At 55.3% G+C, this 15688-nt stretch carries 12 protein-coding genes; 1 reads left to right on the top strand and 11 read right to left on the bottom strand.

The features are described 5' to 3' along the window. Nucleotides 1-484: 484 nt before the first annotated feature. The 4 genes from ppdK to CXIVA_RS07955 all read right to left on the bottom strand — a co-directional run bounded on the left by ppdK (nucleotide 485) and on the right by CXIVA_RS07955 (nucleotide 6034). The gene (ppdK, locus tag CXIVA_RS07970) at nucleotides 485-3139 is read right to left on the bottom strand and encodes a pyruvate, phosphate dikinase (protein WP_013977499.1); all 2655 of its coding nucleotides are present in this window, start codon (nucleotides 3137-3139) and stop codon (nucleotides 485-487) included. 183 nt (nucleotides 3140-3322) lie between these two features. Continuing rightward, the gene (locus CXIVA_RS07965) at nucleotides 3323-3874 is read right to left on the bottom strand and encodes a GNAT family N-acetyltransferase (protein ID WP_013977498.1); all 552 of its coding nucleotides are present in this window, start codon (nucleotides 3872-3874) and stop codon (nucleotides 3323-3325) included. Nucleotides 3875-3934: 60 nt separating this feature from the next. Beyond that, nucleotides 3935-4294 carry a transcriptional regulator gene (locus tag CXIVA_RS07960; protein WP_013977497.1) on the bottom strand — a complete coding sequence of 120 codons (360 nt, stop codon included), beginning with the start codon at nucleotides 4292-4294 and terminating at the stop codon, nucleotides 3935-3937. A 306-nt stretch (nucleotides 4295-4600) separates the two neighbouring features. Next, the gene (locus CXIVA_RS07955) at nucleotides 4601-6034 is read right to left on the bottom strand and encodes an NlpC/P60 family protein (RefSeq protein WP_013977496.1); all 1434 of its coding nucleotides are present in this window, start codon (nucleotides 6032-6034) and stop codon (nucleotides 4601-4603) included. A 500-nt stretch (nucleotides 6035-6534) separates the two neighbouring features. On the opposite strand from CXIVA_RS07955, the gene CXIVA_RS07950 reads away from it, so the two are divergent. Further along, nucleotides 6535-7110, top strand: coding sequence for a phage tail tip lysozyme (locus tag CXIVA_RS07950; RefSeq protein ID WP_013977495.1), 576 nt, complete (start codon nucleotides 6535-6537; stop codon nucleotides 7108-7110). A 105-nt stretch (nucleotides 7111-7215) separates the two neighbouring features. Here CXIVA_RS07950 and CXIVA_RS07945 read toward each other — a convergent pair whose 3' ends face one another. From CXIVA_RS07945 to CXIVA_RS07915, 7 genes are read right to left on the bottom strand one after another with little or no spacing between them, the layout of a single operon-like run. Beyond that, nucleotides 7216-8463 (bottom strand): nitrogenase component 1, encoded by a 1248-nt coding sequence (locus CXIVA_RS07945; protein ID WP_013977494.1) that lies wholly within the window; start codon nucleotides 8461-8463, stop codon nucleotides 7216-7218. Nucleotides 8464-8476: 13 nt separating this feature from the next. Then, entirely contained in the window at nucleotides 8477-9817 is a 1341-nt protein-coding gene (locus tag CXIVA_RS07940) for a nitrogenase component 1 (protein WP_013977493.1), read from the bottom strand. A gap of 11 nt (nucleotides 9818-9828) precedes the next feature. Further along, complete coding sequence (hypE, locus tag CXIVA_RS07935) at nucleotides 9829-10836, bottom strand: hydrogenase expression/formation protein HypE (protein ID WP_013977492.1); 1008 nt, start codon at nucleotides 10834-10836, stop codon at nucleotides 9829-9831. Nucleotides 10837-10896: 60 nt separating this feature from the next. Next, a complete protein-coding gene (gene hypD, locus CXIVA_RS07930; RefSeq protein ID WP_013977491.1) occupies nucleotides 10897-11943 on the bottom strand; it encodes a hydrogenase formation protein HypD in 1047 nt (348 codons plus the stop codon). Nucleotides 11944-11957: 14 nt separating this feature from the next. After that, on the bottom strand, nucleotides 11958-12167 hold the full coding sequence (locus CXIVA_RS07925) for a HypC/HybG/HupF family hydrogenase formation chaperone (protein ID WP_013977490.1): 210 nt from the start codon (nucleotides 12165-12167) through the stop codon (nucleotides 11958-11960). Between the two features lies 1 nt (nucleotide 12168). Then, the gene (gene hypF / locus CXIVA_RS07920; protein WP_013977489.1) at nucleotides 12169-14562 is read right to left on the bottom strand and encodes a carbamoyltransferase HypF; all 2394 of its coding nucleotides are present in this window, start codon (nucleotides 14560-14562) and stop codon (nucleotides 12169-12171) included. A 48-nt stretch (nucleotides 14563-14610) separates the two neighbouring features. Next, a complete protein-coding gene (locus CXIVA_RS07915; RefSeq protein ID WP_013977488.1) occupies nucleotides 14611-15687 on the bottom strand; it encodes a nitrogenase component 1 in 1077 nt (358 codons plus the stop codon). Between the last annotated feature and the right edge of the window lies 1 nt (nucleotide 15688).

Genomic DNA, 15688 nt, shown 5'->3' with positions numbered 1-15688 from the left:
CCCCCGCCGCCGGCTCAGAACCTGCGGCGGACAGCAGAAATGCAGGCCTTCCCACTGCGGAACAAACGCCGGAGAACACAGGGAAGCCCTCCCGAAACAAACTGTTCCGTCTTCTGACGGATCGGGAATACTGGAGCTATACCCTTCTGTTTCTGGGTATTCTGCTGGCAATCTTTTTCTTTATTATGCTGTCCGGGGTAACCAATTCCCCTACGTTTACCTACGCCGAATTCTAATTCCGGCGGCTGCAGGGGCGTACAGAGACACACAGAAATCACTGGTACAAAAAGCCCGGCGGCTCACGGAAGTTTCCTCTTCCATGGGCCGCCGGGCTTTTCCGGTGCGGGCATAACCGCTGTTTCGCTCCGCGCTGGCTGGTTCTGTCCGGCTGCTTCTTTCTCTGTTCAGCAGCCGCCTTTTCTATGCGGCTGCTGTCGGATTTCCTGCAGCAGCACCCGATGTATTTTATGCCGCAGCGCCGGGTTTAATTCTGTCCATCGTAAAGATGGGTGTTTCCGCGGGGATACCTGATGTTCGCCTGCGCCGCTGCCACCCGCGCAATCGGCACACGGTAGGGCGAGCAGGATACATAGTCCAGGCCTGCCCGGTGGCAGAACTCGATGGAGGCAGGATCTCCGCCATGCTCGCCGCAGATTCCGCAGATCAGCTCCGGTCTCTGGGCGCGGCCCCGCGCCACTCCCATTTCCACCAGTTGGCCTACGCCCTTCTGATCCAACTTCTGGAAGGGATCAAATTCATAGATCATGTTTTTGTAATAATCTTCCAGGAACTTGCCCGCATCGTCTCTGGAGAACCCAAAGGTCAGCTGGGTCAGGTCATTGGTTCCGAAGGAGAAAAATTCCGCCTCTTTCGCGATATCCCCGGCCATCAGCGCCGCCCGCGGGATTTCAACCATGGTTCCGATGTGATATTCGATGTCGGAGTCATAGATCTTCTTTACGGCTTCCGCGGTTTCCACCACGATATCTTTGATATATTTCAGTTCCCGGCGCTCTCCCACCAGCGGAATCATAATCTCCGGCGTAATGGTGTAGTCCGTCTCTTCCATCACTTCGATGGCCGCTTCCATCACCGCCCGGGTCTGGAAACGGGCAATCTCCGGATAGGTGACGGCCAGACGGCAGCCCCGGTGTCCCATCATAGGATTGAATTCCTGCAGTTCCGCGCAGACCGAACGCACATGGCCGATGCTCATATTCATGCTTTTGGCCAGCTCTTCCATCTCATCTCTGGTCTTTGGCAGGAATTCATGCAGCGGCGGATCCAGATAGCGCACCACCATGGGTCTGCCTTCCAGGGCTTTGTACATGGCCTTGAAATCCGACTTCTGATACGGCAGCAGGTCATTCAGGGCCGCCTGTCTTGCCTTCTTGGTCCGGGAGAGAATCATGATGCGCATTTTCTTAATCCGCTCCGGCGCGAAAAACATATGCTCGGTCCGGCACAGGCCGATGCCTTCGGCTCCCAGCCGCACCGCATTGGCCGTATCTTCCGGATTGTCCGCGTTGGTACGGACTTCCATGGCGCGGAAAGCATCCGCCCACTCCATGATCTGTCCGAAATCTCCGGCGATGGGGGCATCCACGGTTTTGATGTCGCCGTCATAAATCTCACCGGTGGTGCCGTTTAAGGAAATGTAATCCCCTTCGGTGTATTTATGTCCGCCCAGACGGATCGTCTTCTTGTTTTCGTCAATTTCGATCTCACTGCAGCCGGATACACAGCAGGTGCCCATGCCGCGGGCCACTACCGCCGCATGGCTGGTCATGCCGCCCCGAACGGTCAGAATTCCCTCTGCCGCGTGCATGCCTTCAATATCATCCGCAGAGGTCTCCTTGCGCACCAGAATCACACGCTCACCCCTGGCTTTGGCCTCTTTCGCGTCCTCCGCGTGGAAGAAAATCCGTCCTGCGGCGGAACCCGGCGATGCCGGCAGCGCCTCGCCGATTTTTTCTGCGGATTTCAGCGCTTCCTCATCAAACTGCGGATGCAGCAGCTGATCCAGAGATTTTGCGTCAATACGCAGAATCGCCTCCTGCGGTGTGATCATGCCTTCCTCTACCAGTTCCTTGGCAATGCGGATTGCCGCTGCCGCTGTCCGCTTTCCGTTTCTGGTCTGCAGGAAATAGAGTTTTCCTTCCTGAATGGTAAATTCCATATCCTGCATGTCTTTGTAGTGCTTTTCCAGGTTGATGGCATAGTCCATGAATTCCTTGTAACAGTCCGGAAAATCTTCGGCCAGTTTTTCAATGGGCTGTGGTGTGCGGACACCGGATACCACGTCTTCCCCCTGGGCATTGGTCAGATACTCGCCGTATATTCCCTTTTCCCCGGTGGCCGGGTTCCGTGTAAACGCAACGCCCGTACCGGAAGACAGACCCATGTTTCCGAATACCATGGTCTGAATATTTACTGCGGTACCCCAGTCTCCCGGAATATCATTCATTCTGCGGTATACAATCGCTCTGGGATTGTTCCAGCTGCGGAATACTGCCATCACGGATTCCATCAGCTGCACTTTCGGATCCTGGGGGAAATCCGTACCTTTTTCGTTTCTGTATACTTCCTTGAATTTCTCCACCAGGACCTTCATGTCATTTTCATCCAGGTCGATGTCATACTTCACGCCTTTCGCGTCTTTGACCCGGTCGATGATTTCCATGAATTCGCTGTTCGGCACTTCCATTACCACGTTGGCAAACATCTGGATAAACCGGCGGTAGGAATCATACGCGAAGCGGACATTATTGGTCTTGGCGGCAAATCCCTCCACGGACACATCATTCAGTCCCAGGTTCAGAATGGTATCCATCATGCCCGGCATGGAGGCCCGGGCGCCGGAACGCACGGAGAGGAGCAGCGGATCCGTTTCGTCACCGAAAATTTTGCCGTTTTCTTTTTCCAGTTTCTGAAGGGCCGCATAGATCTGTTTTTCGATTTCCGGGGAAATCGATTCGTTCTGATTGTAATAGTCGATGCAGGCTTCCGTCGTAATCGTGAATCCCGGCGGAATCGGCATATTCAGCTTGGTCATCTCGGCCAGGTTCGCGCCTTTTCCACCCAGCAGATCCCGCATTTTCGCACTGCCTTCATGAAACATGTAAACCCATTTTGCCATACTCGTTGTCCTCCTTTTCTTTCATCTTGCCTCTATTATAACAAAAAACCACTAAAAAATCCGATATTATTTCAGATTTTTTGGTGGTTTTCGACTATTTGTTATGCAATTAACGAATAAAGGGCTGGTGTGTGAATTCTGCACCCCCTGCTTTCCGTCTGTCTGAGAGTGACCGGATTTCGATCACAGATTCTGTTTTCTTCTGCGGGGCATCTCCGAAAAGTACCCCAGAGAAAACCAGCGGTTCAGTTTCCGGAATTCATAAGGATCGAAATCTCTTCCCTCACTGGACAGCAGCCAGTAGCGGACGTCCCCTTCATAAACTTCCCAGCCGGTGTCCCGGATCCCGCTGCGTTCATAAAATTCCATGCGCTTTTTCCGCTGCATATGGTTGGGTGCCTGTTCCTCGTCCAAAGGCTCGATCTCCAGCACAATCTCGCAGTCCGGAAAGCGGGATTTCAGCCAGCGGAGGATCCTGGTGCCGTAGCCCCGGTCTCTCTTCCTACCGTCAATGGCCAGAAACAGAACGAATACCGTCCACTGATCCCGGACCAGATAGGTCATGCCGCAAAGCTCATCTTCCTCATAAAAGGCAAGAAAATTAATCCCTTTTCGGTGCGCCATCAGACGCAGCACCGAAAAAGGGATCTGCTCCCGCCTGGGAAATGCTTCATGGTACAGAATTTTGATGGAATCGTAGCCTTTCTTTCTGGATGATACTTCCGTAACTCTCATAATCGCCTCCATTCTGCCGGCAGCCGGCAGCGCAAGCTTATCGTCTGCCTGTTTATTTTCTCAGCCGCGGATTGGCTTGGAAAGCATCTTGCGCAGATATTCCAGGGAAGAGGAATCCGTATATTCTTCCTTCATTTTCTTCTGGAAATCTTCGATCGGATGCTTTCCCACCAGGATATAAGGATCCACCTGCAGCGCTTCCGCCAGATTCAGCAGATCCAGTGCCTTTGCCTCCCGGATGTCTGCGATGGTGGTCGTATAGTCCTGCAGAACAATGACAGGGATCCCGCACTTGGCGGAGAGTTCTTCCAGATTCATGCCCCGGGTACGAATCACTTCATTCAGTGCTGAGGCGCATTTTACTGCCTCCGGATCTGTGCTGACATTTTCTATTTCTCTGTTTAAATTCTCATTGCTCATCCTTCTGCCTTCCTTTCCGGTTCATCTATTGCCCTATTGTATCACATTCCGTGCATATTCTCATCTGCTTCTGTCTGGAAATCCTCCGGCTTCCGGAAAGATTCCCGGAATGTTCATATTCTTCATAAATTGTTCAAATTCTGCTCCCACAGCGGTCATATTTTTCCGCTATACTTCAAGCTGTCAGAAGGAATCTTCCCCCCCTTGAAACCTTTGAGACAGCAGCGTGTATCAATTCTTTTTTTCATGCAGGCAGAAAGCCGGATCAGATCGGGATCCGGCTTTCTGTCTGTTTACTGTATTCCGTCATTTCTCCGCAGCTGCGGCATCTGCCTGGTCGGCTGCCTGAGTTTCTTCGACTACATCTTTTTGATTGGGTCCCATATACAGTGCCTGTTTTCGCAGATCATCCGCAATCTTCTGGATTCCCTCATAGAGAGATTCTGCTTTTTTCTCCTTGTCCAGCCTGCCGTCCCTGATCCGGTAGTGTCTGGGATAGCTGATCCTGCAGAAATACCGGAAGCCTCCGAACGTCCCTGCCGACACCGTATCCGCGGATCCGTTGCAGTGTACCCAGATCTGTCTGCCTCTGGCATCCTTTCCCACGTAAATGCCTACGTGGTTGGTGACTTTTTTGGTCCTGCAGACGGAAGCTTCTTTCTCAATGGCTTTTTCTGTGAAGGTTTTCACCTGTTTTTTCAATGTTTCTGCTTTTTTCCGCTGTGCCTGGTCTGTTCGGGCTGCCGCTGCGGCCTTTTTCCGGAGCGCAGCTGCCTTCCGGCCGAACTCTGCCGCCCGTTCGGTGTAAGTCCTGGCCTCTTTCTCATATTCCGACCGGTTCCCTGCTTTTGGTTTTACAGATGCCTGATACCCCTCTGTCTTCACCTCCGGCTCCTGGTCCGCTTCCTGCTGCTTTTCTGTCTCGCCGGTATCCTCCCGGTTTTCTTTTTCTTCCTTTTGGAAGTGCTTTGCCTGTCCTTCTGCTGCAGCGGCCCTTTCCCGGTAATATTTCGCCTGTTTTTCCAGCTGCTCGGCTTTCGCGGTCAGTCTGTCTGCTGCAGATTCCGTTTTTTTCAGGCTGTCCAGCTCTTCCTGCGCTTCGGCTGCTTTCCGGGCATAACGCAGTGCTGCTGCGTGACTGCTGCTCTGGGTGTCGGAAGCGTCTTTTAATTTCGGCCCTTTGGCCGGTTTTCCGGCAACGTATGCTTTGATATACTCTTCCGCCTGCTTCCGGCTACCCGCTGCGGCCTCTTCCTTTGTTTCGTAGGTATTGCCGTTCTGGTCCTCATAATGGCTGCCACCCCGGAACAGAAGACCCAGATCGCCCGGTTCCAGCTCGCTTTTTTTAATTTCCTTCGCGGAGCTGCTGATCTCTTCTGTGCTGTGCATGCCGTCTTTTTTGTTGATGCCAGTCCAGTACGCCCACTGAACGAAACCGGAGCAGTCCATCCCTCCGCCGCTGTCCCAGCCGGAGTTCCATCCGGCGCTGGCCGCCTTGCCGCCCCATACATAGTGAATCCTGCCTTCCAGGGACAGGGCCGCCTTTAAGATGTTCTGCTGCTCATCGGAAAGCTTCGGGCTGACTTGATAGCTCAGCTCCTTCTCGGTGCGCATGGCCGCCCGGGCGGTCACTGAAGTCCCCGGCAGCGCGCCGGCTCCCGGAATGCCGCAGAAAGCTAACGCCCCTGCGGTCAGAATCGCAGTGGCGGAAATAAGTCTGTCTATATGATGATGTCCCATGATTGAATCATACCCTTTCAGAATAAATGTTCAGAAGATCAGCCGCATGTGTCCCGCAGCAGACCGGCTGATCTGATGATAAACTGTCTGCGTGCCGTAAAACATGAAATCATCCCTTAGCAGTCAGGCTGCACGGACGGAAAACCCGTGGATTTTCTGCCTGATCTATGCCTAATTATAACGCAAAAAAACTGTTTTTCAACCGGGATTCCCCCCACAGAATGTCAAAAATTTTTTATTTTCAAATTCTTCTGTATCCCGCAGAAACACTGGCCTTTGGATGTTTTTTGCAGTAACTTTTCCATAAATATTTCATAAACATTCCGTCACATAACTTGCAATATTTTTCAATTTGTTGTAATATTTACGTAACATTTATCCGGCCGGGCAACGGCCGCGGCTGCATCTGCCGGCTCCGCCGATGCAATCGGATGCAATGAGCTGATGTGATTTGATGTGATTATTTACAGAAGAAAAAGAAATTTGTCAAAGGAGACCTTATGATATTCGCACATGCAGAATCCTGCACACAGACACCCGATACTGATTCCAGACATTTATCTGCTTCCCATAAAAAGAAACCCTTCCGAAAAGTCCTGACCTTTGCGCTGGCTGCAGTGATGGCAGCCTCCGTTGCCGGATCCATCGCACAGCCGGCACAGGCAGCTTCCCGTTCCAAGACCGCGCGGGCCAGAACTGCCTGGAACTTCCTGCGTTCCCAGGGCTTCTCCAAGAAAGCCACCGCGGGCATTCTCGGAAATATGGACCAGGAATCCGGCATTTCCGCCACTTCCCGCAGCGGAAGCTGTTACGGACTGATCCAGTGGACCGGCTCCCGCAAAAGCGCCCTGAGGCGGTATGCCCGCAAACAGGGGACCGGTACCGGCAACCTGAAGACCCAGCTGAAATTCATGGTCTACAAAGACTGCTCCGGACTGAAAAGACGTATGGCGAGAAATGACAGCTCGGTCGCCCAGGCAACCAGATATTTTGAAGTGACCTATGAACGGGCCGGTATTCCGGCCATGTCCCGCAGAATCTCCAAGGCGAACTACTGGTATAAGAAATTCGCCTGATTCCCGGGAAGCGATCATATAAGCCCGAAACCGGAAGACGCCGGATTCAGCAGATGACTGAATCCGGCGTCTTCCGGTTTTTTCCACAGTTACGGATTCCTGCTCCTACTCCTGCAGTTCGTGATGAAATTCCGGAAAGGGATCCGCGTCCGCTCCCACAAACCGCCTGCCGATCCTGTGGTACATCCGGCCGGAATAAGCATCGTGGGGATCCTTCAGAAACCGGATGTCCGGCCCTGTGACACGCTGATATACAGGATCCGCAATCACGACTTCCGCCTCGGAAATCCAGTCCGCCACAGATGCTTCATCGCTCAGGCGGGCATCTGTCTCCCGCAGGACTCCGCCGTCCCGTTCCAGCGGGCACAGAATCGATACGTCCCGGCAGCCATAGGTCCATTCCAGATAACAGCGCAGGGAGGCACAGTGAAAGGCTTCCCCTATGATCCGGATTTTCCGGCCGCACTCCCGGAAATCCCTCTGTGGCAGCGGTGTCCGCCGGAGGGCAAACAGGCTCTGATTCCTGCCGGTGTCAAAGGCCCTGCGGATCAGTATTTCCAGCTGCTTTGTCACTTCCCGTCCCACCGGAATGCCCAGTACATAGGGAACCCCATAGGTTTCATACAGATACTCCGCCGCCGGCAGCCCGGTCACGGATACCACCAGACTCACATCTGCCGCCGGCGCCTGCTGCAGATCCTCCAGGGTGCTGCCCATGGCCCAGTTGCTGAGAATCTCAAATCCGGCATGTTCCATGGTTTCCGTCAGTGCTTCCACATTGCCGCAGACAGAAAAGTCCAGGGGAGTGACTCCCATCAGATTCAGGCGGATCCTGTCTGCTGCGCAGGCAGAAGCATCCGAACGGCCGGCGCCGTCGGTATCCTGCAGGTGATTTTCCGGCTGCGCCTTCGGAAGAAACCGCTCCGCAATGGCGCGAAAGGCGGCACCGGCCCCCAGCACATAACTGTCCATTCCGTTTGTGGGAAACCCGAAGGTCGGGATTCCGGTCCGTTTTTCAATCACCCGGGCAATTCCCTTCAGATCCGTACCCATATAAGTCGGAAGCACCGACCGGGTGAGTCCGATAAATTTTGGATGTTCTTTCTCTGCCACTGCGCAGACATCGTCAATCAGGCGCTGGTCATTGCCCAGAATGGCATCTTTTTCATTCAGTCCCGATACGTATACCATGCTTTCCATGGTGTACCAGCGGGGTTCATCGTGCGTATTGTAGGTGGAATTGCAGCCGGAGGCGTCATGCATGACCAAAAGTCCTCCCAGCTCATACAGTGCGGAATTCACACCGAACAAATCTGCCGAATATGTACACAGATTGTGATATACCTGTTTCATTCCTGCTTCCTTCTTATGCATGGCAGCCCCATGCCTTGACCGAAATAATCTCCGGTACATTGCTTTCCTGCTCATAGGCTTCCATCATCAGTTCCATCAGCCGGACAATCCCGTGAAAGCCCCAGAGCCCGTTATATTCCAGCATATTTACAAAATGGGCGGTTCCCGTAAAATAAGCCGCCTTCTGGCCAATCGCCAGTATCTTTCTTTCCGGCTCCGGCCGTTTGATATTTTCCTCCATGCGGCAGGCATAGCCGGATGTGGCGTGGAATACAAGCTCCGGCACGTGTTCCTTCAGCCAGTCCAGGTCTTCCTGCTCCTCCGGCAGGACATAATCGGAATAAAGATCCGTGACATGGAAACCCAGCTCCGTCAGCATCCGGGCCATGGAACAGAAGCGAGGAATCACCTCGTAGTCCAGGGCAATGGGGGTGTCGCCCAGCAGTTTCCGCGCTTTGGCGGCCGCTGCTTCCGCTTCCGCCTGCATGGCGTCCAGATCCGGCAGCGGAATCTGAAGGGTATCCGCCAGATCCGTCAGCGCCTGTCGGATTTCCGAAAAGGTGCAGACTGACGGCAGATACAGATCCTGCTGGTTCAGCCGTTTTTCCAGCTTCCGGGCAGAAAACCGGGCAACCGGCGCTGTATAGAGATTGGCCGCGCTTCTGGCCATATCTTTGTATTCCTGATAGGTTTCCATTGCGGGCAGATTCCGCAGGCGGTAGCCTGCTGCCAGAAGCATCCTGCAGTAGTCATCTGCCGGATCCGCCGGGTAATTGCATCCGATGAGATTGACGCTCCGGTCCTTTTCCAGCCCCTCTTCCAGGGCATCGTACAGATTGACCTGCATCAGTTCCTCCGGGGTAATATGCCCTTTGCGGATGGTGGGTATCATAAAGCATTCCACAAAATCGATATCCGGATATCGGCTGCGCAGAACCTCATAAATATATGTGGTATCGCAGGCCAGGAAATGGTGGATACAGCTGGTAAAGGGCATGACAATCGGCGGATGCTCCTTAAGTCCGTCAATGATTTCACAGATTCCGTCGATCATCACCTGCTCCAGATTGCCTTCATAGATATCCTCATCCTTCAGGATTATCATAGAGAACCGGTCCATGCCCTCATATTCCAGCACAGACAGCACCACCCCCCGCATACAGGCGGAAGCGCACAGATAGATCATATAACTTCCGGGAATCAGCATGGGAGTATGGGCGATGGTCCAGTGTCCCCGGGCCGGCGCGCAGTATTCCAGCCCCTGCGGAAAGGGCGGTGTACCGACGCAGACCTCCCCGATGGGACGTTCCGTAAGATCCACCGGAGTGTCTGTCTGTTTGTGTAAATCGATCATATCTTTTCCTCTCAGCAGATACGGGGCAGCAGCTCTCCGCCCGGCTGCGGCAGTACGGTCTGCGCTCCGATCTCAGTCGTCATGATTACTTTGCCGGCGTTATCTTCTGTCACTTCTCCGATAATCGCAGCATTGGCCGAATATTTCTGTCCGCGCAGCGCCTCTACCACTGCCTGTGCCTCTTCTTTCGGAACAAATACCACCAGACGGCCCTCGCAGGCCAGATACAGCGGTTCCAAGCCCAGCATGCCGCAGACGCCGGATACCGCGCCGTCTACCGGAATTGCCTGGGCGTCCAGACGGATGCCCACATTGCTCTGTTCCGCGATTTCATACAGTACGGTGCCCACGCCGCCTCTTGTGGCATCCCGCACCGCGTGGATATCTTTTGTCACGTCAAACATGGAGCGGACCACATCCCAGAGGGGCGCGCAGTCGCTGGTTACATCCGCGTCTATGCCGTATTCGTCTCTGGCAAGAAGGATGGTGCAGCCGTGGCGTCCCACATCACCGGTGACAATCACCGCGTCCCCCGGCCGCGCCAGGGCGCCGGAAGTCTGCACGCCGTCCATGATCTGTCCGATTCCGGTGGTTGTGATAAACACATGGTCCACCTGACCCTTGCCGGCCACCTTGGTATCACCGGCCACAATCCGCACACCGGCTTCCTTTGCTGTCTTCTCCATGGCGGCAGCAATTTCCTCCAGTTTTTCCATGGGAAATCCCTCTTCAATGACGAAGGCGCAGGACAGGTACAGCGGTTTTGCCCCCATGCAGGACAGATCGTTGACCGTGCCGCAGATACTCAGTTTTCCCACATTTCCTCCCGGAAATTCATAGGGAGACACGATAAATCCGTCTGTGGTAAACGCCAGGCGCTCTGCGCCGATCCGCAGAACCGCCGCGTCATCTGAAGTAAACTCCGGATTGGAAAAATGTGCCTGGAATACCCGTTCAATTAACTCTGCTGTCTGTCTGCCCCCTGCACCGTGTGCAAGTGTCACTTTATCACTGCTCATCTCTTTCTCCTCGCCGGCGGCAGTTCTGCCGCCTGTATGCAAAATCTTCTGTTTGATCTGTTACTCCATGCCGTACGCGTAATACGCCGAGCAGGCGCCTTCGTTGGACACCATGCAGGCGCCCACCGGATGCTGCGGCGTACATCCCCTGCCGAAAACCGGACAGTCACAGGGCCTGCATTTGCCCTGCAGCACCTCGCCGCAGCGGCAGGCCGGGTTCGCTTTTCCCTGAATCCGCGGAAGTCCGTATTTTCTGCGGGCATCATAGGCCGCGTATTCTTCCCGCAGTTTCAGTCCGGACATGGGGATTACGCCAAGCCCCCGCCATTCCGAATCACAGGGTTCCATCACCGTCTCCATCATCTGTTTGCCGGCAATGCTGCCTTCCCGGGTCACCACCCGCGGATAGCAGTTTTTGAAAAACGGCTTTCCTTCCTGTACTTTGACAATGGTATATGCCAGCGCGGTCAGCAGTTCTTTGGCCGTAAATCCGGCCACTACGCCGGAAATGCCCTCCTGCACCAGTTCTTCGCAGATTTCTGTTCCCGTAATGGCGTTGACATGGCCCGGATACAGGAACGCGTCCGCGCTTCCCTTCAGAGCCCGGTAAGCGTTGCCCATGGTTTTATTCGCCGTCAGGATGGAAAAATTGTCCAGTCCGTCGTTCTGCGCCCTGGTCACTGCCAGACACGCGGAGGGCGTCGTGGTCTCAAATCCCACTGCCAGAAACACCACCTGCTCATCCCTGTGGTTTTTCGCGTATTCATAGGCGTCTGTCGGCGTGTAGACGGTCTGGATTTTCGCGCCTTCCGCCCGCGCACCGGCCAGACTCATCTCAGATCCCGGCACCCGGATCAGATCGCCGAAGGTACAGATGGTACAGTGGTGCTGAAGCGCCAGCATCACCGCCTCATCGATATATCCCACCGGCGTCACGCAGACCGGACAGCCGGGGCCGGAGATCAGCTCGATGCTTTCCGGCAGAATTCTGCGGATTCCCAGACGGAAAATCTCATGGGTATGGGTTCCGCAGACCTCCATAATCCGTATTTTCGGCCCATGGTACTCTGTGATAATCTCCCGGGCAGTTTTTTTCCCTTCGCTCATGTCCCTACCCCTTCCTACAGAAGCTCATCCATCAGCGCATCTGTCTCGTCTTCATCGTCATCGGTGATTTTCGCGATCGCCACCCCTGCGTGCACCATCACATAATCTCCCGGATCCAGCTCATCCAGCAGCTCCGCGGAGACTTCTCTCTTCGCGCCGGAAGCATCTACCAGAGCGGTTCCGTCTTTTACTTTTACAACTCTTGCCGGTAATCCTACACACATATCAATTCTCCTTTTCTGATTTTTTTCTCTGATTCAGCTGTTCCATGGCATATACCGCCTGTCCCAGCGCGATTCCGCCGTCGTTCGCCGGCACCATGCTGTGCAGCAGCACCCGAAATCCATGGGCGGAAAGCAGTTCCTCCGTCATCCGCAGCAGCAGACGGTTCTGAAACACCCCGCCGCTTAACGCCACGGTATGCAGTCCGGTCACCCGTTCCGCCTCCCTGCAGCCGGCCAGTATGGCTTCCGCCAGATCCCTGTGAAATTTCCATGCCAGAAGCTCTGGATCCCTGCCGGAAAGCCGGGAAGCCGCAAGGGAAAGAAACAGTTCTCTGGTGGGCAGCAGGAAACGGCCGTCTTCCGCCCTGCCCAGCTGCCGGCTGTCTGCTTTCCTCTGTCCTGCCGGATGGCTCTCTTCCCAGGATTCCGCCGCAAATTCCAGCGCCATAGAGGCCTCCCCTTCAAAAGAGGACTGCCTGCAGATGCCAAGCACGGCACTGACCGCGTCAAAGAGACGGCCTGCGCTGGTGGAAGAGACACTGTTGATCCTGCGGTCCGCCATCATTTCCTGGACTTTCATGGTCTTTTCATCACAAAGTTCCAGGCGCCGGACCAGATCTTCCGCTTTTTCCCGTGTTTCGGCGCCTTCCAGCAGCATGGAAACCGCGATCCGCCAGCCTTCTCTGGAAGAAGCGTCGCCGCCGATCTGAAGGAAGGGATCTATGCTGCCCAGGCGGGTAAATCCCCGTACGGATGCCCGCAGGAACTCGCCGCCCCATATCGTATGGTCCGTGCCGTATCCGGTGCCGTCAAAGGACACGCCGATGACTTCCTCTTCCCACTCATTTTCCGCCATACAGGAAAGGATATGGGCATAGTGATGCTGCACCTGCACCACCGGCAGCCCGAGGCTTTCCGCCACTTCCACCGTATGATACTTAGGATGCATGTCACAGGCCACCAGCTCCGGCCGCGCCTCCAGCAGATCCTCCATTCTGGCAATGGATTCCCGCAGCGCCTGTATGGTGCGGATATCCGCCATATCCCCCACATAAGGCGAGGGGTAAAACAGATGATGCCGACCGATGCAGAAAGTGTTTTTCAGCTCGCCGCCAATGGCAAGCACCGTGCCGCTGCATTCCGCTTCCCGCAGAAACGGAAGGGGGGCATATCCCCGGGAACGCCGGATCATATAGGGCCTGCCCTTGTAAAAATCCATCACCGAATCATCCGCCCGAAGCCGGATCCGCCGGTTGTGGGACAGGATCAGGTCACACATCTGTGACAGTTCCGTCCGGGCAGATTCGTCGTCCCGGCAGATCGGCGCGCCGGAAATGTTGCCGCTGGTCATCACCAGACAATCCGGCATTTTCACGGAATCCGTGTAAGTAAACAGAAGCATCTGAACCGGCGCGTAAGGCAGCATCACGCCTACGGTGGGGTTGCCCGGCGCCACGGAGGGCGCCAGCCGGCAGTCCGGCTGTTTCTTCTTTTTCAGCAGGATAATCGGCTTCTGGTGTCCGTCCAGCACTTCTGCCTGTTCCGGCGGCAGTTCGCACTCCCGTTTTACGGTATCCAGATCCCGCATCATCACGGCAAAGGGTTTCACCGGCCGGCGTTTCCGGCTGCGCAGAAGGGCTACGGCCGCTTCGCTGGTGGCGTCGCAGCACAGGTGAAATCCCCCGATTCCTTTGATTGCCACGATCCCCCCTTCCGCAATCGTCCTCCGGGCGGCTGTAATGGCTGCCGCGTCTGTCTGATCCGGCGGCAGGGTATCCACGGATACCGGCAGCGGCGCCGTTTTGTCTGTCGGCAGCAGATAGACCCTGGGGCCGCAGTCATTGCAGCACACGGGCTGGGCATCGTAACGCCTGGTTTCCGCATGGGTATACTCGTATTCGCAGGACGGACACATGGGAAATTCCTTCATGCTGGTCCGTTCCCTGTCATAGGGCATTCCGTCCAGAATGGTGACCCGGGGACCGCAGGACGTGCAGTTGATAAACGGATGCAGATATCTGCGGTTGGACGGATCAAAAAGTTCTTTTCTGCAGGTCGGACAGGTGGCGATGTCCGGCGATACAAAGATTTCCCCTTCTTCCTTCGCGCTTTCAATGATGGAAAACCTGTCTTCTGCCACATTTCCCGCCGGCAGGTCCTCCACATCAATCTTCAGGATGACTGCCCGCTCCGGCGGACGGTGCTCCAGATCAGACAGAAACGCCTCCATCTGATCCCGGTTCCCTCCTGCCGCAATCTCCACATACGGTCCTTTGTTGCAGACACTGCCCGCGATCTGGTGCTGATCCGCGATCCGGCTGACAAAAGGACGGAATCCGACGCCCTGCACGATTCCATAGACCCGAATCACTGCCTCCCGTCTCTCTTCTGACATACCGTCCCTCCTTTCCCTGCCGTTTCGGCAGACTGCTTCTGTGCTTTCTTACGCTTCCGGGACTCCTGACACCGCAAAATGGGGCAGATCCACCCACACGCCCTGAAATCCGCGGGCTGCCCGGCGGAAAGAGGGGTCTGCGAAAACCACATCATAGGTTCCCCCTGCCATCAGTTCCCGGAACTGATCCTCTTCCCGCAGGCGGAAATCTCCCGGCTGCTTTCCTTCCGGTTTCAGCAGAAACCAGGAAGCCACATCCACGGAGGCGCTGCTTACCGCGCGGAGGTATTCCCGCAGGGCATTGGCCCGGATCTGCTGGTGAACAATCAGCACCCGTTTTCCGTTCAGCGCCGCCGGTTCCGGCATGGAAACCGTCTCCGGAATCGGATAGCCGCAGGTATAAGGCGTGCCGAACTGTCTCTGCAGATAACGGGCCGCTTTCAGGCCGGAAGGCGCCACCACCAGATTTTTTTCCATGCGGCCGGCCCGGCGCACATCGGAAATCGAAGCTCCGGCTCCGTAACAGACCACGGTTTCGGCTCCCTGCTCCCGCAGCGCCTGTTTCAGCCGCTCCAGGGCAGCTGTCCCGCCCAGGTCCAGCGGCGTCGCGCCTATGACGCCGACAGAGTGCGGAATGATGTCCTGTGCTCCCGATGCATGCCCTTTTCCGGTATCCGGATCCGCCGCAAAGGTCCGGAACAGTTCCAGATAAGCCCGTTCCGCCCCTTCATCATACCAGCGGATGCCGTTTGTGGGCACTGTGATCACCGGCAGGCCGATCTTTTTTTCGGCCAGCCGCTTAATTCCCTGGTAATCAGTGGCAATGGTGGCCGGCACCGGCGTCCCGATGACGGCGGCAAACTCCAGATCCAGTTTTTCTGCCACATCCTCCATTTTGCGGATCATCAGATCATCCCGGCCCAAAATGGCGTCCATATCCCTGAGTCCCGCGGAAAATACCGCGCTCTTTGTCTGAAACCAGCGGGGTTCGTCAAATCCGCAGATATTTCCGGCACAGCCGCCGGCATCGCAGATGACAATCATGCCGCCCAGATCGTAAAAGACAGAAACCGCCCCGGACTGATCCGGCGCAAATGGAAAAATAATCTTGTGCAAACCTTTCATG

It is taken from the genome of Clostridium sp. SY8519 (assembly GCF_000270305.1).
Taxonomy (GTDB): domain Bacteria; phylum Bacillota; class Clostridia; order Lachnospirales; family Lachnospiraceae; genus SY8519.
Note: the sequence above shows the minus strand (reverse complement) of the source record. Positions and strands in the feature narration are given on the sequence as shown.

Excerpts from the sequence above, each read along its gene's own strand:
- CXIVA_RS07915 (WP_013977488.1), bottom strand. The coding sequence starts at position 15,687 with ATGAAAGGTTTGCACAAGATTATTTTTCCATTTGCGCCGGATCAGTCC.
- CXIVA_RS07965 (WP_013977498.1), bottom strand. The coding sequence starts at position 3,874 with ATGAGAGTTACGGAAGTATCATCCAGAAAGAAAGGCTACGATTCCATC.
- hypF (WP_013977489.1), bottom strand. The coding sequence starts at position 14,562 with ATGTCAGAAGAGAGACGGGAGGCAGTGATTCGGGTCTATGGAATCGTG.
- CXIVA_RS07950 (WP_013977495.1), top strand. The coding sequence starts at position 6,535 with ATGATATTCGCACATGCAGAATCCTGCACACAGACACCCGATACTGAT.
- hypE (WP_013977492.1), bottom strand. The coding sequence starts at position 10,836 with ATGAGCAGTGATAAAGTGACACTTGCACACGGTGCAGGGGGCAGACAG.
- ppdK (WP_013977499.1), bottom strand. The coding sequence starts at position 3,139 with ATGGCAAAATGGGTTTACATGTTTCATGAAGGCAGTGCGAAAATGCGG.
- hypD (WP_013977491.1), bottom strand. The coding sequence starts at position 11,943 with ATGAGCGAAGGGAAAAAAACTGCCCGGGAGATTATCACAGAGTACCAT.
- CXIVA_RS07945 (WP_013977494.1), bottom strand. The coding sequence starts at position 8,463 with ATGAAACAGGTATATCACAATCTGTGTACATATTCGGCAGATTTGTTC.
- CXIVA_RS07960 (WP_013977497.1), bottom strand. The coding sequence starts at position 4,294 with ATGAGCAATGAGAATTTAAACAGAGAAATAGAAAATGTCAGCACAGAT.
- CXIVA_RS07955 (WP_013977496.1), bottom strand. The coding sequence starts at position 6,034 with ATGGGACATCATCATATAGACAGACTTATTTCCGCCACTGCGATTCTG.
- CXIVA_RS07925 (WP_013977490.1), bottom strand. The coding sequence starts at position 12,167 with ATGTGTGTAGGATTACCGGCAAGAGTTGTAAAAGTAAAAGACGGAACC.
- CXIVA_RS07940 (WP_013977493.1), bottom strand. The coding sequence starts at position 9,817 with ATGATCGATTTACACAAACAGACAGACACTCCGGTGGATCTTACGGAA.